Here is a 25,819-nt window from a genome sequence, read left to right as displayed (position 1 = left end):
AAAGCCTCCATTGGCCAGGCTCAGGCGGTATCCTGTGCCGCTAATGGAGGCTTTTTCATGAAAATCTACAAAGTCGGCGGTGCGGTGCGGGATCGTCTCTTGGGCATTCCGGTCACCGATATCGACCGCGTGGTGGTCGGCGCGACGGCTGACGAGATGCTGACCAAGGGTTACAAACCGGTTGGCGCTGACTTCCCGGTGTTTCTCGACCCCAAAAACGGCGATGAATATGCCCTCGCCCGCACTGAACGCAAGAGTGGCCGGGGTTATGGCGGCTTTGTGTTCCATGCCAGTCCCGAGGTCACGCTGGAGGAAGACCTGATTCGCCGTGATCTGACCATCAATGCGATGGCGGAGGACGATGACGGCAACCTGACCGATCCTTATCAAGGTCAGCATGATCTTGAAGCTCGTATTTTGCGCCACGTTTCACCGGCATTTGCCGAAGATCCGCTGCGAGTACTGCGCGTTGCACGTTTCGCTGCGCGTTACGCCTCCCTGGGTTTCAGGGTCGCACCGGAAACGCTGGCGTTGATGCGCCAGCTCAGTGAGTCCGGCGAACTTGAAGCCCTGACACCTGAACGCAGCTGGAAGGAAATTTCCCGCGCTCTGATGGAAGATCAGCCACAGGTATTCATCCAGGTACTGCGCGACTGCGGCGCACTGAAAACCTTGATGCCGGAAGTGGACGCCCTGTTCGGTGTACCGCAGCCCGAGGCCCATCACCCTGAAATCGACACCGGCATACACACCTTGAGCGTGCTGGAACAGGCGGCCTTGTACCAACAACCACTGAGCGTACGCTGGGCCTGCCTGTTGCACGACTTGGGCAAAGGCCTGACGCCTGTGGATAAGTTGCCCCGGCACATTGCCCACGAGTTCAAGGGCCTCAAACTGATCAAGGCGGTCAACGAACGTTTCAAGGTGCCGAAAGACTGCCAGGAATTAGCGTTGTTGGTGGGCGAATATCACACTCACGGCCATCGCGCCCTGGAGCTGAAAGCCTCGACATTGCTGGAGTTGTTGCAGAGTTTCGATGTGTACCGTCGCCCGCAGCGCTTTGAAGAATTTGTGGTGGCGTGCGAGATGGACGCCCGGGGCCGCAAAGGTCTGGAGCAAAGAAGTTATCCACAAGCGGATTACTTGCGCGGCGCGGCGAAGGCGGCGCGCGACGTCGCCGTAGCACCGCTGCTGGAGAAAGGCTTCAAAGGCCCGGAACTAGGCGAGGCGCTCAAGCGCGAACGGCTCAAGGCACTGAAAATCTACAAAGAACACCACGCACTGTAGGAGCCCGGCTTGCCGGCGATAGCAACCTCAGGTACGCCATCGCTGGCAAGCCGAGCGTCTACAGGAACGTGTTCGGCGTGAGCGGCTGCCCCTGCCATTCAAATGCGACAGGCGCCAGCACCTGGTCAATCTGCGCATCGCGCCACAGTTCGGCCAGCGTCTTACCGACTTCAGGATGCACGCGCTCGGGCGCCATCAGCGACAGCGGCCAGAGCACAAACGCGTTCTTGAGGATTTCTGCACGGGGCAGAATCAGTCCGTCGAAATTACCCACCAGATCGCCATACAGCAGCACATCGATATCCAGCGGCAACCCTTTACGGTCCGGCGCGTAGCGGCCATTGTCGGTCTCGATGAACTTCAGCCGACGATCCAGCTCCCTCAGTGGCAAGTCGGTATAGGCCGACACCACCAGATTGAAGAACGGGCCACTCTTGATGCCAACCGGCTGGCTTTCGAACACCGCCGAACAGCGCATATCCGTCAAGAAACCGGCCAGCGCATCCAGGCCGGCACGCAGATGCGTCTCGCGCTCGATGTTGCTGCCAAGGCCGAGGTAAACCTGAGTTAGCGGCATCCGCGCTCGATCTCCACGCCCACGCCCTTGGCAGCCGGCACGGCTCCCGGCTTGGTCAATTTGAGGTGCAGCCAGGGGATCTGGAACTCGCTCATCAGCACTTCGGCCAAACGCTCGGCGAAGGTTTCCACCAACTGGAACCGGGACTGCTCGGCAAAGGCCTGGATGCGCACGGATACGCTGGCGTAATCCAGCGCCAGGCTCAGGTCATCGCCGGCCGCCGCCGGACGGTTATCCCAGGCGAAGCTCAGGTCCAGACGCAAGCATTGCCGGATCCCGCGCTCCCAGTCGTAGGCTCCGATCACGGTGTCGACTTCCAGGCCCTCGATAAACACTCTGTCCAAGCACTCTTCTCCGCTGCACGACAAGGGCGCGATGCCCCGTTAGAATCAGGGCACCCTCGCCCGGAATAGTTAGCATGTTTTGGTCACTGGCGATTTTCGCCTACCTGCTTGGCTCGCTCTCCTTCGCCATCGTGCTCAGCCGCCTCACGGGAAATCCCGACCCGCGAATGAGTGGTTCAGGCAATGCCGGCGCCACCAATATGTTGCGCCTGGCGGGCAAAAAGCTCGCCGTACTGACGTTGCTCGGCGATGTTTGCAAAGGCCTTTTGCCCGTGCTGATCGCCAGCCTCGCCGGTCTGCCCCTGCAACAACAGGCCTGGGTGGGCGTGTGCGCCGTCCTGGGCCATCTGTTTCCGCTGTATTTCCGCTTTCGCGGCGGTAAAGGTGTCGCCACGGCAGCTGGCATGCTGCTGGGAATCTACCCACCGGCAGCGTTGCTGGCCGTGCTTGCCTGGCTGCTGACGTTCTACCTGACCCGCACCAGCTCGCTGGCGGCACTGATCGCCACGCCGCTGACCCTGCCGCTGCTCGCCTGGCAGGAACCGGCGGCACTGTTGCCGATGAGCGTGCTGACACTGCTGATCGTGTGGCGCCACCGCGGCAATTTACGCGACCTGCTTGCCGGGCGCGAACGGCATTTTTAAATACCGTCGATGAGCCCGGCTCACCCTGAAACCTACAGCGGCGACAACTGCTCCATCGGCCAACGTGCCTGCACGCTGATCGCCAGGCTTTCGTGCTGGCCGGCCTGCAAGCGCTGGCAGCCCGCATAGGCGATCATCGCGCCGTTATCGGTGCAAAATTCTGGCCGCGCGTAGAACACATCGCCCTTCATGTCGCCGAGCATTTTTTCCAGCGAACTGCGCAAGGCTTTGTTGGCGCTGACGCCACCGGCAATCACCAGGCGCTTCATGCCGGCCTGTTTCAGGGCGCGCTTGCACTTGATGGTCAAAGTCTCCACCACGGCCTGCTGGAACGCCAGCGCGATGTCGCAACGGGCTTGATCACTGTCGTCTCCGGCGCTGACGCTCTGTTGCCAGGTGTTGAGCGCAGAGGTCTTCAGGCCGCTGAAACTGAACATCAGGCCCGGGCGATCGCACATCGGACGCGGGAAGGTGTAGCGGCCCGGCACACCTTTTTCGGCAAGACGGGCGATTTCCGGGCCGCCGGGGTAATTGAGCCCCATCATCTTGGCGGTTTTGTCGAACGCTTCACCGGCAGCATCGTCCAGGGACTCGCCCAACAGGGTGTATTGGCCAATGCCATCCACCTGAACCAGCTGCGTATGACCGCCCGAAACCAACAAAGCGACGAACGGGAACTGCGGCGGAGTTTTTTCCAGCATGGGAGCCAGCAGATGCCCCTCCATGTGGTGCACACCCAACGCCGGAATATCCCAGGCAAATGCCAGGGCCTGGGCGCAGGAAGCCCCGACCAGCAGGGCACCGACCAGTCCCGGGCCAGCGGTATACGCAACCGCGTCGATCTCGGTCGGCGCGCAGCCGGCCTGGTCCAGCACCTGGCGAATCAACGGCAGCATGCGCTTGACGTGATCCCGGCTGGCCAGCTCGGGCACCACGCCGCCGTAGGCGCGGTGCAAATCGATCTGACTGAACAGCGCATCGCCCAACAGCCCGCGTTCACTGTCGTAAAGTGCGACGCCGGTTTCGTCGCAGGAAGTTTCAAGTCCCAGTACTAGCATGGGTTTGCGCCTTGTAGAGGCTGAATTCGAAGGCGCGCATAATAGTCGCCGCTCCCCCTTCCGACCAGCGGTTTTCGATCAGAGGCTTTGCATTCCGGGCAATGAGGGGTTAACATCCGCAACCCTTAAAAACCGACGACCTCAGCCGCGAGTTTTTCGCGACGAGAACGTTGATCCCGGTAATGAAAGAAGGTAGCTCTGGATGCCAGCCGTCAAAGTTAAAGAGAACGAACCCTTCGACGTAGCTCTGCGTCGTTTCAAGCGCTCCTGCGAAAAAGCCGGTGTACTGGCCGAAGTTCGTAGCCGCGAATTTTACGAGAAGCCAACTTCTGAGCGTAAGCGCAAAGCAGCAGCCGCTGTTAAGCGTCACGCCAAGAAAGTTCAGCGCGAACAGCGCCGCGCCGTTCGTCTGTACTAATACACAGACGTTCGTAGCAAGCTTCTGCCAAGCCCGGCCCTCAGCCGGGCTATTGGCATTTGCGGATATCGCTTGATGCTTCACTGTTGACGCCGCACATGCGACCGATACAACCGCTTCACACGTCAGGACTGGCTCTTTTGCCAGCGGTGCACGTCTCTTCTGACGAGCCTAACAAGGCTACTGACGAGCACACCCCCTTTTTACAAACAGCCGACCACGTGGTCGACTGCGCCCATCGAATGAGCTTCCGAGGCCCGCCATTGGCCACGACCGGACGCCAGGGCAACCTTTCTGCACCGAAGGCTGATAGAGACTAACGTCAGTGAATGTTCGGCAGATACACTTCCTGACAGCCCAAGCAGACGATTGATGATCGAGCACTCGACCTGTGCGCTTGAGCACTTCACGAGCCTCATTGACACGCAGTGATGACGAGAACGCCATGGCCGGGCTGATTCCCCAGAGCTTTATTGACGACCTTCTGAACCGCACCGACATCGTCGATGTGGTCAGCTCGCGCCTGCAAATGAAGAAGGCGGGCAAGAACTACACGGCCTGCTGCCCGTTTCACAAGGAAAAGACCCCGTCTTTCAGCGTCAGCCCTGACAAGCAGTTCTACTATTGCTTTGGCTGTGGCGCTGGCGGCAATGCTCTTGGCTTCATCATGGACCACGACAACCTGGACTTCCCCCAGGCGGTCGAGGAGCTGGCCAAAGCCGCCGGCATGGAAATCCCCCGCGAAGAAAGCGGCCGTTCGCACAAACCGCGACAGCCCACCGACTCGCCGCTGTACCCGCTGCTGACGGCCGCCGCCGAATTTTATCGCCAGGCACTCAAAAGCCACCCGCAGCGCAGGGCCGCCGTCGACTACCTGAAAGGTCGCGGCCTCACCGGCGAAATCGCCCGTGACTTCGGCCTCGGCTTCGCCCCGCCGGGCTGGGACAACCTGTACAAACACCTGAGCAGCGACACCCTGCAACAAAAAGCCATGATTGACGCCGGACTGCTGGTGGAAAACGCTGAGACCGGCAAACGCTATGACCGTTTTCGCGACCGGGTGATGTTCCCGATTCGTGACACGCGTGGCCGCATCATCGCCTTTGGCGGCCGGGTGCTGGGCGACGATAAGCCCAAGTACCTGAACTCGCCGGAAACCGCCGTGTTTCACAAAGGCCAGGAACTCTACGGGCTGTTCGAAGCCCGCAAGAACAACCGCAACCTCGATGAAATCATCGTGGTTGAAGGCTATATGGACGTGATCGCTCTCGCCCAACAGGGCTTGCGCAACGCCGTGGCCACGCTGGGCACCGCCACCAGCGAAGAGCATATGAAACGCCTGTTTCGCGTCGTGCCCAGCGTGCTGTTCTGCTTTGACGGGGACCAGGCCGGCCGAAATGCCGCCTGGCGCGCACTCGAAGCCACGCTGTCGAGCCTGCAGGATGGGCGCCGGGCGCGCTTCCTGTTCCTGCCCGAAGGCGAAGACCCGGACACCCTGGTGCGCGCCGAAGGCACCGATGCGTTCCGCGCCCGTATCAACCAGCATGCGCAGCCGCTGGCGGATTATTTCTTTCAGCAACTGACCGAAGAAGCCGATCCGCGCTCCCTCGAAGGCAAGGCCCATATGGCCACTCTCGCCGCCCCGCTGATCGACAAGGTACCCGGCGCCAACCTGCGCACCCTGATGCGCCAGCGCTTGCTGGAAATCACCGGGTTGAGTGGCGAAGCCGTCAGCCAACTGGTACACAACGCGCCGCAAGAGGCGCCACCGGCCTACGACCCCGGCATGGACTACGACGCCATGCCGGACTATTCGGATTTCCATCAACCGCAGGAGGCCTACGCGCCCCAGCAGGAATGGACACCGAAAAAACCCGGCGCCGGCGGCAAGAAGTGGGACAAGAAGCCCTGGAGCAAGAACGGCAAGCGCGGCGATCGTGACGAGGCCTACGCCCCGCGCACACCGGTTGCCGTGGAGGCGCCGATGCTGATCGCCCTGCGCACGCTCATCCATCACCCGCAGCTGGCGGGCAAGGTCGAGAGCGCCGACCACTTTGCCAACGAGAGCAATACCTATGCCCAGGTGCTGATCGCCCTGATCGAGGCCGTGCAGAAAAATCCTGGGCTAAACTCAATTCAGCTGATGGCCCGCTGGCACGGCACGGAGCAAGGTCGCTTGCTGAAAGCGCTCGCGGAAAAGGAGTGGCTAATTGACGGCGACAACCTTGAACAACAGTTTTTAGACACCATTACTAGGTTATCCGAGGGCCAGCATACGCAGACTCTCGAAGAACTCATCAAGAGAGCCAGGCAGCCGGGATTGACGGCTGAAGAGCAAATTCAGATAGCAAAGCAGATGCGGGACCTCTTAAAACAGAATGTTTCCGCATCAAACCCGACCTCAGCTGGCGTGTGAGGTCATAGCTCGGGTATAATCCTCGGCTTGTTTTTTGCCCGCCAAGACCTTCAGTGGATAGGGTGTTATGTCCGGAAAAGCGCAACAGCAGTCTCGTATCAAAGAGTTGATCACCCTGGGCCGTGAGCAGAAGTATCTGACTTACGCCGAGGTCAACGATCACCTGCCTGAGGATATTTCAGATCCAGAGCAGGTGGAAGACATCATCCGCATGATTAACGACATGGGGATCCCCGTACACGAGAGTGCTCCGGATGCGGACGCCCTTATGTTGGCCGACGCCGATACCGACGAGGCAGCCGCTGAAGAAGCCGCTGCAGCGCTGGCCGCGGTGGAGACCGACATCGGTCGCACGACTGACCCTGTGCGCATGTATATGCGTGAAATGGGTACCGTCGAGCTGCTGACACGTGAAGGCGAAATCGAAATCGCCAAGCGTATCGAAGAGGGTATCCGTGAAGTGATGGGCGCAATCGCGCACTTCCCTGGCACGGTTGACCACATTCTCTCCGAGTACAACCGCGTAACCACCGAAGGTGGCCGCCTGTCCGACGTCCTGAGCGGTTACATCGACCCGGACGACGGCATTGCACCGCCTGCTGCGGAAGTACCGCCGCCGGTCGATGCCAAGGTCGCGAAAGCAGACGACGATTCCGACGACGACGACGCTGAAAGCAGCGGCGATGACGAGGAAGAAGTTGAAAGCGGTCCGGACCCGATCATTGCAGCCCAGCGTTTCGGTGCGGTTTCCGATCAGATGGAAATCACCCGCAAGGCTCTGAAGAAGCACGGTCGCACCAACAAGCAGGCGATTGCCGAGCTGTTGGCCCTGGCCGAGTTGTTCATGCCGATCAAGCTGGTACCGAAGCAGTTCGAAGGCCTGGTTGAACGTGTTCGCAGCGCCCTTGATCGCCTGCGTGCACAAGAGCGTGCGATCATGCAGCTCTGCGTTCGTGATGCACGCATGCCGCGTGCCGACTTCCTGCGCCAGTTCCCGGGCAACGAAGTGGACGAAAGCTGGACCGACGCACTGGCCAAAGGCAAGGCGAAATACGCCGAAGCCATTGGTCGCCTGCAGCCGGACATCATCCGTTGCCAGCAGAAGCTGACCGCACTCGAGGCCGAAACCGGCCTGACGATCATCGAGATCAAGGACATCAACCGTCGCATGTCGATCGGTGAGGCCAAGGCCCGCCGCGCGAAGAAAGAGATGGTCGAAGCGAACTTGCGTCTGGTGATCTCCATCGCCAAGAAGTACACCAACCGTGGCCTGCAATTCCTTGACCTGATCCAGGAAGGCAACATCGGCTTGATGAAAGCGGTGGACAAGTTCGAATACCGTCGCGGCTACAAGTTCTCGACCTATGCCACCTGGTGGATCCGTCAGGCGATCACTCGCTCGATCGCCGACCAGGCCCGCACCATCCGTATTCCGGTGCACATGATCGAGACCATCAACAAGCTCAACCGTATTTCCCGGCAGATGCTGCAGGAAATGGGCCGTGAACCGACCCCGGAAGAGCTGGGCGAACGCATGGAAATGCCTGAGGACAAGATCCGCAAGGTACTGAAGATCGCCAAAGAGCCGATCTCCATGGAAACCCCGATCGGTGATGACGAAGACTCCCATCTGGGTGACTTCATCGAAGACTCGACCATGCAGTCGCCAATCGATGTCGCCACCGTTGAGAGCCTGAAAGAAGCGACTCGCGACGTACTGTCCGGCCTCACCGCCCGTGAAGCCAAGGTACTGCGCATGCGTTTCGGCATCGACATGAATACCGACCACACTCTCGAGGAAGTCGGTAAGCAGTTTGACGTGACCCGCGAGCGGATCCGTCAGATCGAAGCCAAGGCGCTGCGCAAGTTGCGCCACCCGACGCGAAGCGAGCACTTGCGCTCCTTCCTCGACGAGTGATACCAGAACCCCCGGCCCAGGCCGGGGGTTTTGCTTTGTGCAATCAGTTATCACAGATTAACTGCCTTGCATCCCTCCTCCCCGGCAATGCCCGTCTACACTCGAAACATTCCCCGTGCCATAACGAGACCGTTATGCCCAGATTGCCGACTGTGTTACTGCTGTCGCTGCTGACCTGGACCGCAACGGCTGGCGCGTTGACTCTTACTGATGATGAGCGTGGCTGGCTGGCGGACCATCAGGAGCTGCGCCTGGGGGTGGACGCCTCATGGCCACCCTTCGAATACCGCGACGAGAATGGCCGCTATCAGGGTCTGGCCGCCGACTATGTGCGCCTGATCCAGGACCGCCTGGGCGTGCGGATCAAACTGATCGAGCCGGCGAACTGGAGCGCCGTGCTGGAGCAGGCCCACAACAATCAGCTCGACCTGTTGCCCGGCATCATGTCCACGCCGGAGCGTCAAAGTTTCCTGGCCTTCACGCGCCCCTACCTCGACTTCCCCATTGTGATCCTCGCCCATGAAGGCGGTGCACAACCGCGCAACCTCAAGGACCTGTACGGGCTGAAAATCGCGGTGGTGGAAAATTACGCGCCCCACGAATTGCTGCGCACCCACCACCCCGACCTCAACCTGGTCGCCATGCCCAATGTCAGCTCGACCCTGCAAGCCTTGGCCACCGATGAGGTGGACGCCGTGGTCGGCGATCTCGCGTCCAGCGTGTGGAGCCTGCGCCAACTCAAGCTCGATGGGCTCTACGTCAGCGGCGAAACGCCTTACCGCTATCAACTGGCGATGGGCGTACCCCGCGACGACAAAATGCTGGTGGGCATTCTGGACAAAGTGCTCGCCGACCTCACTCCGGACGAAACCGAGGCCATCCAGCAACACTGGGTCGGCAGCTTCACCGATCACCGCACCTTCTGGACCGATCTGCTGCTTTACGGCCTACCAGCGGTTTTGCTATTGAGCACCGTGTTGGCCATCGTGATTCGGATCAATCGTCGCCTCAGCTCGGAAATTTCCCGCAGGGTCGCCCTGGAGCAGGAGCTGCGCAGCAGCGAATACCACTATCGCGGCCTGGTGGAGAGCCTGTCCGCCATTGCCTGGGAAGCGAGCGTTGTCGATTTCACCTACAGCTATGTGTCGCCCCATGCCGAGGAACTGCTGGGTTATCCCCGCGCGCACTGGCTGATCCCTGGCTTCTGGCGCAACATTATTCACCCCGCCGACCTGACCCGCGCCGAAGCCTATTGCTACCGCGAAACCCGCGCCAACCGCGACCACAGCCTCGATTACCGAGTGATCACCGCCGATGGGCGCTGCCTGTGGGTGCGGGACATTGTCAGCCTGATCGAACACGGCCATGAGCCCGTGCTGCGCGGCCTGATGATCGACATCAGCGAGGCCAAGCGCACCGAGGAAGCCCTGCAACTGTCCGAGCAGAAGTTCGCCTCGGTGTTCCAGCAATGCCCGGACATTCTGGTGATCGCACGCTTGTCCGACGGCTGCCTGCTGGAGGTCAACAAAGCCTTCGAAGACCAGATCGGCCTGAGGGCAGTGGACGTGGTGGGCAAAACCGCCACCGAACTGAATATCTGGGGCATCCAGGGCGTCGGCCCGGGCCTGTTGCAACGGCTCCAGACCACCAGCATTCGCAATCTGGAAATGCCCTTCCTGCGCAGCAACGGCCAGGCGTTCACCGGCCTGATCTCCGCCGAACCGTTCCAGCTCGATACCGTCGAAGCCATTGTCGTGGTGGTGCGCGACATCACCCAACTGAAGGAAACCCAGCAGTTGCTGCAAACGTCGGAAGAGAAATTCGCCAAAGCCTTCCACGCTTCGCCCGACGGCTTGCTGCTGAGCCGCCAGCGCGATGGTTTGCTGATTGAGGTGAACGAAGGGTTCAGTCGCCTGACCGGCTTCACCAGCGCCACCTCTCTCGACCAGTCGACCCTCGACCTGGGCATCTGGGTCGACCTCAACGAACGCAAGCACATGCTGGAATTGCTGCAACGCGACGGTTTCGTGCGTGACTTCACCTGCCATATTCGCCGCGCCGACGGCCTGATTCGCCTGTGCGAGCTGTCCAGCCGCCCATTACCCATCGGTGATGACGACTGCATGCTGACCATCGCTCGGGACATTACCGATCGCCAGCTGATGCAGGAAAAGCTGCAACAGGCCGCCACCGTGTTCGAGAGCACCGCCGAAGGTGTATTGATCACCGACACGCGCCAGAAGATCAGCGCCGTCAACCGTGCGTTCACCGAGATCACCGGCTACAGCGAGCTCGAAGCGCTCGGCCAGACCCCGCGCCTGCTCGCCTCCGGCCTGCATGACAGCGCCTTCTACGCGGCGATGTGGCACCAGCTGACCGCCCAGGGCCACTGGCAGGGCGAGATTTCCAACCGTCGCAAGAACGGCGAGCTGTACCCCAGTTGGCTGACCATCAGTGCCGTGCGCAACCGCGAGCAGTCGATCACGCACTTCGTTGCGGTGTTCGCCGACATCTCCAGCCTCAAGCTGGCCCAGGCGCGTCTCGACTACCAGGCGCACCACGACCCACTGACCGGCCTGCCCAACCGCACCTTGTTCGAAAGCCGGCTGCAGGCGGCGCTCAACGGTCATCAGGAAACCGGCAAGCAGGGCGCGGTGCTGTTTCTCGACCTGGACCGTTTCAAACACATCAACGACAGCCTCGGCCACCCCATCGGCGACCTGCTGCTCAAGGACATCGCCGTTCGCCTCAAGGAGCAACTGCGCGACATCGACACCGTGGCCCGCCTGGGCGGCGACGAGTTCATCATCCTGCTGCCCGGCCTGCAACACGCCAGCGATGCGGAACACCTGGCCAACAAGCTGCTGGCTTGCTTCACCCCGCCGTTCCAGGCCGGTGAGCATGAGTTTTTCATCAGCGCCAGCATCGGCACCAGCCTGTATCCCCAGGACGGTACGGACGTGGCGACCCTGGTCAAGAACGCCGACGCAGCGATGTACCGCTCCAAGGCCAAGGGCCGCAACCGCGTCGAAAGCTACACCTGCGACCTCACCGCCCAGGCCAACGAACGCGTGGCCCTGGAGCACGAACTGCGCCGCGCCATCGAGCGTGACGAACTGTCCCTGTACTACCAGCCCAAACGCAGCCTGATGACCCAGGAACTGATCGGCGCCGAAGCACTGATTCGCTGGCGGCACCCCACCTTCGGTGACGTGCCGCCCGAGCATTTCATTGCCCTGGCCGAAGAGAACGGCATGATCCTGCAAATTGGCGACTGGGTCCTGGAGCAGGCCTGCCGACAGATGCACATCTGGCAACGTACCTTCGACGACTTCGGCCCCCTGTCGGTCAACCTCGCCGGCGCCCAGCTGCGGCATCCCAACCTGCTGTCACGCATCAAACAGCTGCTGCACGACTACCGCCTGGACCCCGGGTGCCTGCAACTGGAAATCACCGAAAATTTCATCATGAGCCAAGCCGAAGAAGCACTGGAGGTCCTGCACCAGCTCAAACGCCTGGGCGTGCAACTGGCAATCGATGACTTCGGTACGGGTTATTCATCCCTCAGCTACCTCAAGCGCCTGCCGCTGGACTACCTGAAAATCGATCAATCCTTCGTCCGCGGCCTGCCCGACGATCCCCACGACGCCGCGATCGTGCGCGCCATCATCGCCCTGGGCCACAGCATGCAATTCACCATCATCGCCGAAGGCGTGGAAACCCCCGCCCAGCAAGCCTTCCTTGCCGCCGAGGGCTGCGAACAGATGCAAGGCTTCATCGTCAGCCTGCCCTTGCCGCCCGAGCGCTTCGCCGCCACCTTCCTTCGCACGCACCTCGAGGATTTTTCGGATAGCACAGCAGAGAAACCGTCGCTATAATCCGCGACCTGTTACAGGGCCTATAGCTCAGTTGGTCAGAGCAGAGGACTCATAATCCTTTGGTCCACGGTTCAAGTCCGTGTGGGCCCACCAACTCCAAAGCCGCGCATTGCGCGGCTTTCGCGTTTCTGGTTGATCCAGGTGCGGTGCTGCTTCGCCAGCCGCCTAGGAGCAACCTCTCATGACTACTCTCGTCAAAACCTCTTCCGGCACTTAGAAGGCGTTTGTTCGCAAAAATGGCTGACCCACTGTCGCCAAAACCTTCCGCACAAAGCGTGATGCGGAGGACTGGTCGAGGCGAACCGAAGAAGAAATGGTACGTGGCGTGTACATCCGGCGTAGTGGCTCGGAGAAAATGACATTAGGGGCTGCACTTAAGTGCTACCTGAGCGACATAACGTCCACCAAGGAGCCCACCATTCGTGGAATCGACGGTGCTGCCTCTCCGGTTACCAAAGGGGCTTAACCGACAGTCCACACGCCGCAACATGCAGTCAGGGCAAATAGTCACCGCTGGACGACTGAACCACCTTGCGGCGGGTAACACAGCCTGGAACCCCGCGTACCGACAGCACGTCATGCAGAATATGGGCAAAAACTGGGGCAATGCGACAGGGGGAAAAGTGAACCGCTAGGCCTTGAATCAAAGTTCATCAGACCTCGCTTTGGCGAGGTCTTTTTTTGAGCACCTTCAACAAGCGGATGACGGGTCAAGGGGTTGGTGCGGCCCGCAGAAGCGAAGCGACGAGGACCCGGCCCCTTGATGCGGCAGAAGCGACCCATGCTCACCGCACGGGTGTAGGGGATCAAGGCCGGAGGCCTCCCCTGCACCCTTGACGACAGAGGGCGACTCGCTCCCTTCCCGCTTGCGGGAAGGGCGGGGGGATGGGATACAAAAGAACGTTAACCTATTGAATTTAACTACCTAACGGCAAAAAACAAGACAGTTTCAGCGTGTACGCAGCGATGGTATTTGCGTACACAAACGTTCAAGACCGGACGGTCACTTGGTCCGATAAATCCTTCGAAACCAAGTCTTACCTTTGTAAAGACGTTTACAGATCTTGATGGACAGAATGCCTACCAGCACCAGTACGACCCCAAACACAATCCAGAGGAATGTCGAATTGGTGGAGAGGTGATCATGAACGAGCTTCGCCGCATACCAACCTGCCGCCACTGAAACGACAATGAAAAAGATGGTGATTGTCCCTGGCGTGCCGTAGGCAATTTCCGCATGACAGCCTCTACAAACTGAGGCGCCCCACGGGACGTCGTTCATGCAATGTGGGCAACTGACGGTTTGATTGGTTTGCACCGGTTCACTCCTTTGAAAAGCTTCCTTGAAGAACCGCTAGTCTAACGGATGTTCTCCCCAGCGAGTCATCAGGGGACACGCAGACACGGATCAGAAATCCAAACGATTGGAATGTTTGAACATCAGCCTCGAAGCTCCGCGCCCTGCTTGGGCAACCCCTTCGGTTGCATCCCGTGTCCGAACTTGCCGGACTGGCTGCGGGGCAGGCACGGCGGGCGGAGCCCTTGACCTACCCCTGGCGATAGGCTGAGCGCTTCCTGTGGCGTCAAGGGTACAGCTACGCCCGGCATCCTCGCCCGTTCGGTGCTCGCCTTCGGCTCCGCTCCGCATGCGGCCTCCGGTGCCGCCATTGACACCACATCCAGCAAGAACCTTGGCATTTTGGCTAATGCACGATTTCATGTATACCAAGGCTTCCATCAAGATCCTGTTGTCTGGTCAACGTGCGCAGCCTGAGGGTCGTCAACTTCAATTCCTTTGTGCATGAACAAAGTTTCTCAAGCTCGTCAGGGACAGGTATGACCTTCGAAAATCAAAACGCAGCCAAACAGCAAGGCAAAGTTGCCCCCTCAACCAGTGACGATCGGCCAGACACAGAGCTGCTCACCGAGTCCGAACGGAGTGAGCGGATAAAAGCTGTGAGCTTTGCCACTGCGTCACTAATCCAGTCGGGATTTGAAGTCACCGAAGCAATGCAGCTTCTAGGCGAGCGCTACATCAATGGTGAGATTGAATTGGATGAGTTCGTAGCAAACGCGATGAAATAAAGCCCACCAGCCGACCTGAGCGGTCTTTCCGTAGGGTTTGGCCACGGTCGGCAGAGAGCCACTCGACGCCACAAGCCCGGCGAAACAACGACTCCGGAGCTGTCGGCTCAAATCAGGGGTTGTCATGATGGGGCGTCGATGAGACGTTTGGGCTTGAGGAGAATCGCGTCATCCAACACCTCGACATCCAAATCGTCCCCAAGGGCTAAGCCCATTTTTGCGAGTAGTTCCAACGGCAACTCGACGATGACGTCGCCACTTCCATCAGCAGTACCCTGACATTTCACGGTCCAACGTTCGCTCTCGCACATAACCGCACAACCTTCGAATCATCGTTGGACGAGTTCTATCATGCTCCTGCTGTAGCAACCAACTTCATTCAAGCCCCTCAAGGAAGGCCGTCAGGCTGAGCAGGTGCAGTCGGTCACCAACTGCAATGCAAGCGGGGTCATGCCTGAAAAGCAGTGAAGCACTAGTGCAGGATAGGCAGATCGCCGGTTAATAGACGCCCAAAGCTTGTTCATGAACAAGGATTCAGCGCATGGAGATCTAGTGCAGGATAGGCAAAACGCCGTAACTTCGTCATACAGACGCATTTTTGAAGTGAGTGAGCAAAACCGCTGCCTCATTAGCGTCGAGAATTTCGTCATGTCGAAAAAACACACTATGAAGGCGCTATTGAGGGCTAAAGCAGGATGGGCAAACCGCCGGGTTGTTACCGGGGCAATTTACTGGACGTTGACGTAAGAGACCGCATAGTGTGGGTATGGCGCTATGATACTAGTGGCTTGCCCAGCACATGTTGCTCGAATCACATAGGCAGGCAGTAGATCTTGATGCTTGAGCCTGCTTTGTTCAAAACAAAGGATCGTGTTTCTATGACAATTGATGCCCCTGCACCTGGCCCGGCCATAGAACAGCCACCGCCACCTCCTCTCCCGCCGCCGCTACCACCCATTCCCCCAGCCCCACTGGCGGACAGTTTCAGAGGGCTACAGGCATACCTCCCACCAGGCGCTCCAGAGTGGCTGCCGCTTAATCCCGATGCATACCAAGTCATTAATGGCGCCGACCCTGCTGACAGCTCACAGATTCGCTCTAATAGGTCATTGCTAGGAGATATGTTCTCATCGGCTCTCCAAGTGCCGAACCTCGGTTTTTTTGCTGGAAGCGGTACATCACTTGGCGCTGTCGGTGGCCCGAGCATGTGGCAGCTATGGCAAGAAGCGATGTGCTTACCCGGAACTAGCGACCTAACAGCAGCGGCTTCTCACGTAGCAGATGCCGTCCGTTACGTCGAACGTGCCAACCCGAACATTGAGCACTTTCTGTCACAATGCGATGCCTATCTCTCTTTTAACGAAGACGGCACAGTTCGAGCGTTTCTAGCGAATGTAAAAGCTATTATCTTGAGGGCTTGTTCCGGATTCCTAAGCTCGCCAAACTCTGACATCTCTGCTTATCGCAACCTGCTACAAAAACTTGCCAGGCGCAGGGTGCGCGATCCTCGATTGAGGGTTTTCACGACCAACTATGACATGTGTTTTGAAACGGCCGCTTCAGACCTAGGCATGGTCGCGATCGACGGATTTTCATATACCCGCAAACGGCGGTTCGATGGAAAGCACTTCACTTATGACATCGTGCGTCGAGAAGCGGACAGCCACGAGTTCGCCGAAGGAATTTTCCATTTACTCAAGCTACACGGTTCAGTGAGTTGGAGCCGAGAAGGGAACGAGATCTACGAGCATGCTACCCCCGATGCCACAAATGCATGCTTAATCTACCCTGCAAAAGGCAAGTATCAGCAGACATTCCTGCAGCCACACTTGGAGCTCCTTTCCCGCTTTCTTGAGTTCCTACGTCAGTCAAACGGTTGCTTAGTTGTCGCAGGTTTTGGCTTCAACGATGACCACCTTTCTGAGCCGATCTACTCGGCAATTCAATCCAACCCTAGCCTGAAGCTAATCCTGTGTGACTTCCAATGCATCAACCATGTGCACAACCGAGGATTTCACGGTTCAAGCCCCTATTGGGGAAAGTTCCACGATTTGGCCCTACAAGGATTCGATGTCCATTTCATCAGCGGCTCGTTCAGCGATACGGTCAGCCACATACCACACCTACGTACCGCGTCGCCGGCAGAGCAATTAGCCAACGCAGTTAAACGTACAGTGGCGAGGTAAGCTCATGTCACCAGATGGCATTCTCAATAGCGCCCTTAAGATAGGCGTGGTGTCCAGCGTAGGTGCTCAGCTAATCAAAACAAACCTGGCCCACGCTGGCGAAGTGAGCGGTAGGTACCTCGGCTCCAATCGATACGGCAAAGGCGAGGTCGGTGAGCTAGTGCTGATCGAAGGCCAGCAAGCTGTGCTCTTGGGCCGAATCACTGAGATCAGCCTCCCAGATCGCGACCGTAGTGAGATATCTCAAGATTTTGCTGGGACGAGTCAAATTGACGCAATCGGCTTCATCCGACTGCTCGGTTCAGTAGACCTACATACATTGAAAGTCACAGCCGGCGTTAGCTCATACCCGCGCCTTGGAGATCGGGTGTACTCGGCACCTGGATCCTTTATTTCACAGATCCCTCTACTTACCTCTACGGGCATTGATGGTGAACCACCCCGCGTTTCGCTGGATTTAGGACACGTGTCAGGGGATGGTGGTTTTCCGATTGCTGTGACCCCGGAAAAATTATTTGGACGCCATTGCGCGATTCTTGGATCGACCGGCGGGGGCAAAAGCTGGACAACCTCCAAGCTTATCGAAGAGTGCCGCAGGTACAGCTGCAAAATTGTGCTTATTGATGCGACAGGGGAATATCGGTCTCAGACGGGGCCGGACACCGCCCACCATCACCTAGGTACACCTCTCCACCGTGCAGCAGGATCGACTGAGGTATCTATTCCTCCGACCAGCTTTAGCGAAACTGATTTTCTTGCTCTGTTTCAGCCCTCGGGCAAAACACAAGGGCCGAAACTGCGGGATGCGATCAAAAGCCTGCGTCTTGCGCAATTGGCTCCTGATTTATTTCCAGAAGGCATTGTTCGCAAACTCGACCAGCCGAGGGTGACATTCAGGGAAGCGATGAATCGCGGCAATAATGCCAACCTAGTAGGAAGTCCCAGTCAACCATTTGATCCCAGCCTACTCGTGCGTCAAATCATAGAGGAGTGTTGTCATCCAACCGGTTATGGGAATGACATGAATAAGTGGGGAGGTGCCAGTAACGAACTCTCTTATTGCTCATCGCTTATGACCAGAATACTGAGCGTAATGGAATCAACATCCCTAAGTAGCATCTTTCGCCCGGCAGAGGGGCTGCCTAGTCTAGTAGAAAAATTCGACGAGTTCTTCGCTGATGACAGGCGCCTGCTCCGAATTTGCCTGAGCTCAGTGGGATACGAGTTTAATGCTAGAGAAGTCATCGCCAATGCTATTGGACGGCTCTTACTACAACGTGCACGCAGCGAGACCTTCAGACAGCGACCGCTGATTGTGATTCTGGACGAGGCGCATAATTTCCTTGGGAAAACGCTAGGCTCCGAGGACGACGTTCAACATCTGGATGCGTTTGAATTAATAGCCAAAGAAGGGCGCAAATATGGGCTAAACATCTGCCTGGCGACACAAAGGCCACGCGACATCACCGAAGGTGTGCTAAGCCAGATGGGCACCCTCCTCGTCCATAGGCTGACGAATGACCGCGACCGAGAGGTTGTAGAGCGTGCATGCGGTGAAATTGATCGGTCTGCAGCGGCCTTTCTTCCGAACCTGAAGCAAGGTGAAGTAGCCATGGTAGGTGTGGATTTTCCTATTCCGGTAACCATCCAAATCGCTCGTCCCAATCAGCCGCCTATTTCTGACGGGCCAAGTTTTCAAGACCTCTGGTAGCTAGGTGATTTCCCGAACGAATACCTTTTTAGAACAATTGCGTAGCGTGTTGCATGATTGCCTTCACAACGTAATTCATAGGTACCTACCGAAATAACGTGCTTACCTCTCCCCAGAGAGGTGAGCGATTTGAGGTGGGCATAAAATGCAGGTCTCCGCCAAATCGTCGAAATCTACCTCCGTACGCCACCAGAGCGATCTAGAAAGCTACACGGTCCTCTCGCCGCCGGCCCTCGTCACCCTGTCACCGTGCAGATCTGAGATCTGATTGCGAAAGAACTGCAATACTATCGTGCCATTACGCTAAATTTCGGTAATATTCAGATAACAAGGGATTTCGGTAAAAGGTTAAAAATGGACTTTCCCCATATCATCGCCCAAGCCAAGACCACCGCGGGCGGGCTTATACCGGCCGCATTCTTGGTTGCTCAGTTCAAGTCGTCGTGGTCCGAAGGTCATATCGGCGACCTACTCGTGCATTTCGTGGCTTACCGGCAATCAGACGAGCACGCTTACTGTCCTTCGGAAGGATCGACGGCACCACGTGAAGCAGCAGGACGCGCACATCCTGCGGTCCGTCTACGCAGGGTTTTTATATGACCATAAATTATGGGCAAATGACTTCCAATGCATTGTGGGGATGTGAATTTACCGAAATCCTTAATTCAACAGAGATGCAGTTCGTCAGGCTTTGCCATGTCCATGTGTCGGAGATATCGCAAATCTCAAAGATGCTTGCCATTTCTGTGGTCGACACTTCATGGATGGTAGACCTAGATGAGGGCGCCAGAGAGGCCTACGAATTTACCGTCCAAGAAACCGCAGCCTTACTTGTTCAAATTTTTAACGCAGCAGAAAAAGCCGGTACTATTGTAGACGATTTTGGCGAACTCATGGTGTCTATGGGGGCGGCTAAGTCCTTGGAAGTACTATTTAGCCATACGCTAATCCCAATTGCTGAACTCTGGAAGCCCCAAGCAAAGCAAAACGAAGGATTTGATTTCCATAGTGTTTGCAGTGCTGATCACCTGAACTTTGGCGAAGCAAAATATTCTTCAAACAGCACCACCTACGGTATAGCCTTAGATCAAGCAAGCGATTTTTTATCTACAAAAAAGCACAAGCGAGATTGGGTGCACCTGACAAGCCTAGCCTCTCCTGCAAGCATTAAGAATCTGAACAACAATCTTCACGGCGTTGTTGCAGCATTTTCAATACATGCAAAGGATCATCTGACAATATACAAAAACGCGCTGCAAAGGGCGGCTGAGTTTGCCAAAGAGAAAAACGTAAGTCTGGTGGGAGTAACCCATGAAGGTTAGAAGAATTAGAGACAGTGCTGACCCGCATGGAGATCTAGCCAACGTTTTTGATGAAATTCATCGGCACGGTCCTTTTAGCTCAGATATTCTCGAAACGCTGACCTGCTTTCGTATATTTCACCCTACAGCATTCGCCAAGCTGGAAGAAAAAATAATTTCTGCACTAGGCTTATTTTACAAAATATCAAACCCAGATAATCTTTATTCGCTCCTTTTGAGCTCTATTGGAGAGGCGCATAAGAACGCATACGGAAAATATCTCACCCCAGTTCAAGCAAGCGTAAGACGCGCAGTTGACAATAAACAATTTATATCAATCTCCGCTCCAACCAGTGCAGGAAAATCATACTCAATTCGAGATTTTATTGCAGAGCAGGAAGGCGACGCCGTCGTTGTCGTCCCTTCTCGAGCCTTAATCGCGGAGTACATCAACACTATGAAGGAGCGGTTTCATGGTGTTAAAGGGGTAATGATCACACCTTTCATCGACGTAATCTTTACTAGTAGAAATCTAAGGAGAATATTTGTCCTTACGCCTGAGAGAGCGAGGGACCTTTTTATCTCAGAAAACAAACTTGATGTTAGGGTTTTCTTTTTCGATGAAGCACATGTCTCCGAAGATCGCTCCCGCGGGATAGTTTTTGACGTATTGGTCAGACGTATTCAAAAAGCATTCCCCAACGCCAAACTTATTTTTGCACATCCTTTTGTTGACAACCCAGACGCACAATTCAAAAAGCATGGAATATCCTTAGATAGCGGCTATGCCAGATCCTACACGCATGGCACGGTAGGAAAGATCTGTGTTTTTCAGCATAAAAACGGCCGTGACTACATATTTTCACCATTCGACGAAAATGGCCACAGAATCAGAGAGTGCGTAGAGTTTGAAGGCGGATTCAATAATTTTGCCTTTAATGGCGAACACTCGATACTTATATATGTATCCAAGGCATCCATTTACAACGGAACATTCATCGAAGGATATGAAGAATACATAGATAATTTTCCACCAATATTAGACTCTAAAGCTCAAGAAATAATAGATTCAGTTCAAAACCTACTTGGAGCCAATCAAGAGGACCACCGTTCAAGAATGGTTGATCTTCTAAAAAAAGGTGTTGTAATTCATCACGGATCTGTCCCCTTGGAGGTCAGATTCATGGTCGAAAATTTCATTCGATCTGGATTTGCAAAAATTTGCTTTGCAACAAGCACTTTAGCTCAAGGTGTTAACATGCCTTTTGATATTGTATGGCTTGATAACATGCGCTTTCAAGGCGAGGGAGATGGAGAAAAATCTTTATCTTTCAAAAACCTTATAGGGAGAGCCGGAAGGCTTTCGGACAAAGAAAAATTTGACTATGGGTATGTATTCACAAAGAACCCAGAGCTATTTATTGAGCGGGTCAACCAAAATTTCAGGCTAAATGAAAAATCTGTTATTGACGTGCCATACGATCAAAGCGATGATGCCGCCGAGCTTCTCGACGCGATAAAAGATGGTACTTTTGATGACGAACTACATTTACCAAAATCCAAAATTGAGCGTCTTTCCTCCGCAGTAGTTCTCGATGCAGTAGCGAAAATACTTGATACCCTTTACAGCCCAGGCATATCCCTTAAAGAAGCTCTGCACGGCAAAGCCAATCAGGAAAAACGAGCAAGGCTATATGAGTATTTTCTAACAATATTTGAAGGTGCTTTAGGCCGAACTTTGTTCACAGGTGAGTTAGCGGTATTCAAAAGTGCTATAAGCATAATGCTTCAAACATTTCTGGGAAGGTCTTTTAAAGAAATTGTAGGAATTCGCTATAGCTTCATTTCTCGTCGCAGCGATGGAAAAAAAGGAGATGCTGAGTTCTCACAACCTGCAAACCAGTTACCGGATAGCAGCTTAAAAAAAACATACTCAATATACGAGAAGGGAACTCCCGCCAGAAATGTCAGTTATGATGCTATCGTTTTCGATACATATGACTACTTAGATCAGGTTGTTTCATTTTCGCTATCAGATGTTTTTGCTGCTGCGTTTAAAATTTATAGAAATATAAGATCCGATAGCCGCGCTGATAAGATGATCGAACTCTTGCGATTCGGCACCAATGACGCAATGCATATGTTATTGATGCGCTATGGTTTCCCCCCCGAAGAAGTAGCAGAGATAACCCCATACATACGGAGCATTTCAGAGTCTGACATTGCCTTTAAAGGCACGATACATGAAGCGCCTATGTATATTAGAAATATGGTAGAGTGGTACCTTCCATAGGTAATACAATAAAATTAAAGCGTGCTGTCGCATGCCTTTTCTCATAGAGAAGCTTACTAACATTTTCTTATCAGCACAGCCATCAGGACATCTAGAAGCAATCTGAAAGAAAGTCAGGGTTGAGTCGTATCTACTTCTTCTGAGGCTGGCTGCTCCTGCGGACGCCACCCGCGAACTCGTTTTCGTGGCAACAGCTGGTAGGGTGGCTAGTCTTACATTTGAGAGCGTCCCTGGTCACCATGCTCTTCTGGTTACGAAGCACTCAACTGGCGAAATCGAACCTTCACTTGGAGATAAAATTCGGTACGTTGACAGTACAATGCCCAGCTTCTGTGGGTTTCGCTAAACTACCCTCACCATCAACAACCACGGTGCCTTCAGCTATGCCAACCTACGTTCACCTACGAACGCTTTCTCTAGGCATAGCAGCTCGCCCAGCAACTCATAATCCTTTGGTCCACGGTTCAAGTCCGTGTGGGCCCACCAAATAAGAAAGCCGCGCAATGCGCGGCTTTTGTGTGTCTGGAAGCCTGTAACATAGCCCACCATTGCCGCCCGCACTGGAGCTCTTCCCTTGCCCATCCTCGACGAAATCGACCGCCAACTGATCGCCGCCTTGCAGATCAACGCCCGCGAGAGCGTGGCCATGCTTGCTCGGCAGTTGGGTATCGCGCGCACTACGGTGACCTCACGCCTGGCGCGCCTGGAGAAAACCCAGGTGATCACCGGTTATGGCGTGCGGCTGGGCCAGAGGGTGGCGGATGGGGGATTGCAGGCTTACGTGGGCATTACCGTGCAGCCACGCTCGGGCAAGGAAGTGCTGCGCCGACTGAGCGCCATGGCTCAAGTGCAGCAGTTGTGTGCGGTGAGTGGCGAGTTCGATTACGTGGCGTGGCTGCGCACGGATTCGCCGGAGCAACTCGACCAATTGCTGGACCAGATTGGCAGCGTCGACGGCGTGGAAAAAACCACCACGTCGATCATCCTCAGCAGCAAACTGGACCGTGGCCAGCCAATTTGATCAACCTTATCGTCACTATGACTAAAAACAGTTCAATTCGACGACACTTTGCGTCTTATTAACGAGCGCAACGCTCCCTAAACTGGCTGCCATCTTTTCCTATACTCAGCGGGTCGTGCCCCGCCGAGTGACCAGCCAGGTTTGCCATGAACGCATTCAACAAAAAAAATCGCCACCCAGCAGACGGTAAAAAACCCATCACCATCTTTGGCCCGGATTTCCCGTTCGCCTTTGATGACTGGATCGAACACCCCGCCGGACTGGGCAGTATTCCTGCCGCCCAGCATGGCGCGGAAGTGGCGATTGTCGGTGCCGGCATCGCGGGCCTGGTGGCCGCCTACGAATTGATGAAACTCGGCCTGAAGCCGGTGGTGTACGAAGCCTCGAAGATGGGCGGGCGCTTGCGCTCCCAGGCGTTTGAAGGTGCCGAAGGCATCATCGCCGAACTGGGCGGCATGCGCTTTCCGGTGTCGTCCACTGCGTTCTATCACTACGTGGACAAACTCGGGCTGGAGACCAAACCCTTCCCCAACCCGCTGACCCCAGCCTCCGGCAGCACGGTGATCGACCTCGAAGGCCAGACCCACTACGCGCAGAAACTCTCCGACCTGCCGGTGTTGTTCCAGGAAGTGGCCGATGCCTGGGCCGATGCCCTGGAAGCCGGCTCGCAGTTCGGCGATATCCAGCAAGCCATCCGCGACCGTGACGTACCGCGTCTCAAGGCGCTGTGGAACAAACTCGTGCCGCTGTGGGATGACCGCACCTTCTACGACTTTGTCGCCACGTCCAAAGCCTTCGCCAAGCTCTCGTTTGCGCACCGCGAAGTGTTCGGCCAGGTGGGCTTCGGTACCGGCGGCTGGGACTCGGACTTTCCCAACTCCATGCTGGAAATCTTCCGCGTGGTGATGACCAACTGCGACGACCATCAGCACTTGGTCGTCGGCGGCGTGGCCCAGGTACCCATGGGCATCTGGCGCCATGTGCCGGAGCGCTGCGCCCACTGGCCGGCCGGTACCAGCCTCAGCTCACTGCATCGTGGCGCGCCCCGGGCCGGGGTGAAGCGCATCGCCCACGCCGCCGACGGACGTTTTGCGGTGACTGACAACTACGGCGACACCCGTGAATACGCGGCCGTGCTCACCACCTGCCAAAGCTGGCTGCTGACCACCCAGATCGAATGCGACGAAACCCTGTTCTCGCAAAAGATGTGGATGGCCCTCGACCGCACCCGCTACATGCAATCGTCGAAAACCTTCGTGATGGTCGACCGCCCATTCTGGAAGGACAAAGACCCGGAGACTGGCCGCGACCTGATGAGCATGACCCTCACCGATCGCCTGACCCGTGGCACTTACCTGTTCGACAACGGCGACGACAAGCCGGGGGTGATCTGCCTGTCCTATTCATGGATGAGCGATGCATTGAAGATGCTGCCGCAACCCATCGACAAGCGCGTGAAACTGGCCCTGGATGCGCTGAAGAAGATCTACCCGAAAGTCGATATCAAGGCGCGCATCATCGGCGACCCGATAACCGTGTCCTGGGAAGCCGACCCGCACTTCCTCGGCGCCTTCAAGGGGGCGCTGCCGGGCCACTATCGCTACAACCAGCGCATGTACGCGCACTTCATGCAGAAGGACATGCCTGGCGAACAGCGCGGGATTTTCATCGCAGGTGACGACGTATCCTGGACCCCGGCATGGGTAGAAGGCGCTGTGCAAACCTCTCTCAATGCGGTGTGGGGCATCATGACTCACTTCGGCGGCAGCACTCACCCGGAGAACCCGGGCCCGGGTGATGTCTTTGACGAAATCGGCCCGATTGCCCTGGCCGATTAAGGAGTTGAGTATGCGCGTCGCTCTGTACCAATGCCCGCCACTACCGCTGGATGTGGCCGGCAATCTCAAGCGCCTGCACTCGTTAGCGCATGAAGCGTCCGGCGCCGACGTACTGGTGCTGCCGGAGATGTTCCTCAGCGGCTACAACATCGGCGCCGAAGCCGTCGGCGCGTTGGCCGAAGCGCAGGATGGACCATCCGCACAGGCGATTGCCGAGCTGGCCAAAAGCGCCGGGCTGGCGATTCTGTACGGTTACCCGGAGCGGGCCGACGACGGGCAGATCTACAACGCCGTGCAACTGATCGACGCCCACGGCCAGCGCCTGTGCAACTACCGCAAGACCCACTTGTTCGGCGATCTGGATCACGCGATGTTCAGCGCTGGCGATGATGATTTCCCGGTGGTGGAACTCAACGGCTGGAAACTGGGCTGCCTGATCTGCTACGACCTGGAGTTCCCCGAAAACACTCGACGACTGGCGCTGGCCGGTGCGGAACTGATCCTGGTACCCACCGCCAATATGGTGCCGTTCGACTTTGTCGCCGACGTGACCGTGCGGGCGCGGGCCTTTGAAAACCAGTGCTATGTGGCCTATGCCAATTATTGCGGGCACGAGGGCGAGATTCAGTACTGCGGGCAAAGCAGCATCGCTGCACCGAATGGCCAGCGCATTGCCCAGGCAGGACTGGATGAAGCCCTGATCGTCGGGCAATTGGATCGCCAGGCGATCCTCGACGCCCGTGCGGCCAACCACTACCTGCAAGACCGCCGCCCCGAGTTGTACGGCGCGCTGCACAAGCCCTGATTCAACGGGTTTGCTAGCATAGGCGCTTCCTACGTTTTG

At 56.6% G+C, this 25,819-nt stretch carries 18 protein-coding genes, 1 tRNA gene and 1 pseudogene; 16 read left to right on the top strand and 4 right to left on the bottom strand.

Going from position 1 to position 25,819, the window contains the following annotated elements:
* Positions 1–57: 57 nt before the first annotated feature.
* A complete protein-coding gene (locus ACW9IN_RS15565; protein WP_457366726.1) occupies positions 58–1,287 on the top strand; it encodes a multifunctional CCA addition/repair protein in 1,230 nt (409 codons plus the stop codon).
* 58 nt (positions 1,288–1,345) lie between these two features.
* Here ACW9IN_RS15565 and folK read toward each other — a convergent pair whose 3' ends face one another.
* Entirely contained in the window at positions 1,346–1,864 is a 519-nt protein-coding gene (gene folK / locus ACW9IN_RS15560; protein ID WP_457366725.1) for a 2-amino-4-hydroxy-6-hydroxymethyldihydropteridine diphosphokinase, read from the bottom strand.
* Positions 1,855–2,208 carry a dihydroneopterin aldolase gene (gene folB / locus ACW9IN_RS15555; RefSeq protein WP_457366724.1) on the bottom strand — a complete coding sequence of 118 codons (354 nt, stop codon included), beginning with the start codon at positions 2,206–2,208 and terminating at the stop codon, positions 1,855–1,857. Before folB ends, folK begins: the two co-directional genes overlap by 10 nt.
* A 74-nt stretch (positions 2,209–2,282) precedes the next feature.
* Here folB and plsY point away from each other — a divergent pair, with 74 nt between their 5' ends.
* Positions 2,283–2,852 carry a glycerol-3-phosphate 1-O-acyltransferase PlsY gene (plsY, locus tag ACW9IN_RS15550; protein ID WP_457366723.1) on the top strand — a complete coding sequence of 190 codons (570 nt, stop codon included), beginning with the start codon at positions 2,283–2,285 and terminating at the stop codon, positions 2,850–2,852.
* 32 nt (positions 2,853–2,884) lie between these two features.
* Here the strand turns inward: plsY and tsaD are convergent, their stop codons facing one another.
* Complete coding sequence (gene tsaD, locus ACW9IN_RS15545) at positions 2,885–3,910, bottom strand: tRNA (adenosine(37)-N6)-threonylcarbamoyltransferase complex transferase subunit TsaD (RefSeq protein ID WP_457366722.1); 1,026 nt, start codon at positions 3,908–3,910, stop codon at positions 2,885–2,887.
* A gap of 202 nt (positions 3,911–4,112) precedes the next feature.
* Here tsaD and rpsU point away from each other — a divergent pair, with 202 nt between their 5' ends.
* The 6 genes and pseudogenes from rpsU to ACW9IN_RS15515 form a co-directional block, all read left to right on the top strand.
* Positions 4,113–4,328 (top strand): 30S ribosomal protein S21, encoded by a 216-nt coding sequence (gene rpsU, locus ACW9IN_RS15540; protein WP_002551877.1) that lies wholly within the window; start codon positions 4,113–4,115, stop codon positions 4,326–4,328.
* A gap of 445 nt (positions 4,329–4,773) precedes the next feature.
* Positions 4,774–6,744, top strand: a complete 1,971-nt coding sequence (gene dnaG / locus ACW9IN_RS15535; RefSeq protein ID WP_457366763.1) for a DNA primase — start codon at positions 4,774–4,776, stop codon at positions 6,742–6,744.
* A gap of 67 nt (positions 6,745–6,811) precedes the next feature.
* Entirely contained in the window at positions 6,812–8,662 is a 1,851-nt protein-coding gene (rpoD, locus tag ACW9IN_RS15530; protein ID WP_457366721.1) for an RNA polymerase sigma factor RpoD, read from the top strand.
* 134 nt (positions 8,663–8,796) lie between these two features.
* Entirely contained in the window at positions 8,797–12,540 is a 3,744-nt protein-coding gene (locus ACW9IN_RS15525) for an EAL domain-containing protein (RefSeq protein WP_457366720.1), read from the top strand.
* 16 nt (positions 12,541–12,556) lie between these two features.
* Positions 12,557–12,633: transfer RNA gene (locus ACW9IN_RS15520), tRNA-Ile, on the top strand.
* Positions 12,634–12,721: 88 nt separating this feature from the next.
* Positions 12,722–12,958, top strand: a pseudogene (locus tag ACW9IN_RS15515) (site-specific integrase); the annotation flags it as partial.
* A gap of 585 nt (positions 12,959–13,543) precedes the next feature.
* Here the strand turns inward: ACW9IN_RS15515 and ACW9IN_RS15510 are convergent.
* Positions 13,544–13,858, bottom strand: a complete 315-nt coding sequence (locus tag ACW9IN_RS15510; protein WP_457366719.1) for a hypothetical protein — start codon at positions 13,856–13,858, stop codon at positions 13,544–13,546.
* Between the two features lie 518 nt (positions 13,859–14,376).
* Between ACW9IN_RS15510 and ACW9IN_RS15505 the strand changes: the two genes are divergently transcribed.
* The 8 genes from ACW9IN_RS15505 (at position 14,377) to ACW9IN_RS15470 (ending at position 25,780) form a co-directional block, all read left to right on the top strand.
* Entirely contained in the window at positions 14,377–14,625 is a 249-nt protein-coding gene (locus ACW9IN_RS15505; protein ID WP_457366718.1) for an antitoxin VbhA family protein, read from the top strand.
* Between the two features lie 878 nt (positions 14,626–15,503).
* Positions 15,504–16,811 carry an SIR2 family protein gene (locus ACW9IN_RS15500; RefSeq protein WP_457366717.1) on the top strand — a complete coding sequence of 436 codons (1,308 nt, stop codon included), beginning with the start codon at positions 15,504–15,506 and terminating at the stop codon, positions 16,809–16,811.
* Between the two features lie 4 nt (positions 16,812–16,815).
* A complete protein-coding gene (locus tag ACW9IN_RS15495; RefSeq protein WP_457366716.1) occupies positions 16,816–18,522 on the top strand; it encodes an ATP-binding protein in 1,707 nt (568 codons plus the stop codon).
* A 596-nt stretch (positions 18,523–19,118) separates the two neighbouring features.
* Positions 19,119–19,844: a hypothetical protein gene (locus ACW9IN_RS15490; protein WP_457366715.1), complete on the top strand. Its 726-nt coding sequence runs from the start codon at positions 19,119–19,121 to the stop codon at positions 19,842–19,844.
* Positions 19,834–22,116 (top strand): DEAD/DEAH box helicase, encoded by a 2,283-nt coding sequence (locus ACW9IN_RS15485; protein ID WP_457366714.1) that lies wholly within the window; start codon positions 19,834–19,836, stop codon positions 22,114–22,116. Before ACW9IN_RS15490 ends, ACW9IN_RS15485 begins: the two co-directional genes overlap by 11 nt.
* Before the next feature lie 574 nt (positions 22,117–22,690).
* Positions 22,691–23,137, top strand: a complete 447-nt coding sequence (locus ACW9IN_RS15480; protein WP_457366713.1) for an Lrp/AsnC family transcriptional regulator — start codon at positions 22,691–22,693, stop codon at positions 23,135–23,137.
* A 146-nt stretch (positions 23,138–23,283) separates the two neighbouring features.
* Entirely contained in the window at positions 23,284–24,975 is a 1,692-nt protein-coding gene (locus ACW9IN_RS15475; RefSeq protein ID WP_457366712.1) for a flavin monoamine oxidase family protein, read from the top strand.
* Between the two features lie 10 nt (positions 24,976–24,985).
* A complete protein-coding gene (locus ACW9IN_RS15470) occupies positions 24,986–25,780 on the top strand; it encodes a carbon-nitrogen hydrolase family protein (RefSeq protein ID WP_457366711.1) in 795 nt (264 codons plus the stop codon).
* The last annotated feature ends 39 nt before the right edge of the window (positions 25,781–25,819 follow it).

This window comes from Pseudomonas sp. SDO5271_S396 (genome assembly GCF_054071795.1).
The sequence above is the reverse complement of the archived record's forward strand: the minus strand, read 5'-3'. Positions and strand labels throughout refer to the sequence as shown.

Bases quoted from the DNA above. Each gene is read 5' to 3' on its own strand.
- ACW9IN_RS15485 (WP_457366714.1), top strand. From the start codon at position 19,834: ATGAAGGTTAGAAGAATTAGAGACAGTGCTGACCCGCATGGAGATCTA.
- ACW9IN_RS15500 (WP_457366717.1), top strand. From the start codon at position 15,504: ATGACAATTGATGCCCCTGCACCTGGCCCGGCCATAGAACAGCCACCG.
- ACW9IN_RS15490 (WP_457366715.1), top strand. From the start codon at position 19,119: ATGACCATAAATTATGGGCAAATGACTTCCAATGCATTGTGGGGATGT.
- ACW9IN_RS15525 (WP_457366720.1), top strand. From the start codon at position 8,797: ATGCCCAGATTGCCGACTGTGTTACTGCTGTCGCTGCTGACCTGGACC.
- ACW9IN_RS15505 (WP_457366718.1), top strand. From the start codon at position 14,377: ATGACCTTCGAAAATCAAAACGCAGCCAAACAGCAAGGCAAAGTTGCC.
- dnaG (WP_457366763.1), top strand. From the start codon at position 4,774: ATGGCCGGGCTGATTCCCCAGAGCTTTATTGACGACCTTCTGAACCGC.
- rpoD (WP_457366721.1), top strand. From the start codon at position 6,812: ATGTCCGGAAAAGCGCAACAGCAGTCTCGTATCAAAGAGTTGATCACC.
- ACW9IN_RS15470 (WP_457366711.1), top strand. From the start codon at position 24,986: ATGCGCGTCGCTCTGTACCAATGCCCGCCACTACCGCTGGATGTGGCC.
- plsY (WP_457366723.1), top strand. From the start codon at position 2,283: ATGTTTTGGTCACTGGCGATTTTCGCCTACCTGCTTGGCTCGCTCTCC.
- rpsU (WP_002551877.1), top strand. From the start codon at position 4,113: ATGCCAGCCGTCAAAGTTAAAGAGAACGAACCCTTCGACGTAGCTCTG.
- ACW9IN_RS15495 (WP_457366716.1), top strand. From the start codon at position 16,816: ATGTCACCAGATGGCATTCTCAATAGCGCCCTTAAGATAGGCGTGGTG.
- ACW9IN_RS15565 (WP_457366726.1), top strand. From the start codon at position 58: ATGAAAATCTACAAAGTCGGCGGTGCGGTGCGGGATCGTCTCTTGGGC.
- tsaD (WP_457366722.1), bottom strand. From the start codon at position 3,910: ATGCTAGTACTGGGACTTGAAACTTCCTGCGACGAAACCGGCGTCGCA.
- folK (WP_457366725.1), bottom strand. From the start codon at position 1,864: ATGCCGCTAACTCAGGTTTACCTCGGCCTTGGCAGCAACATCGAGCGC.
- ACW9IN_RS15475 (WP_457366712.1), top strand. From the start codon at position 23,284: ATGAACGCATTCAACAAAAAAAATCGCCACCCAGCAGACGGTAAAAAA.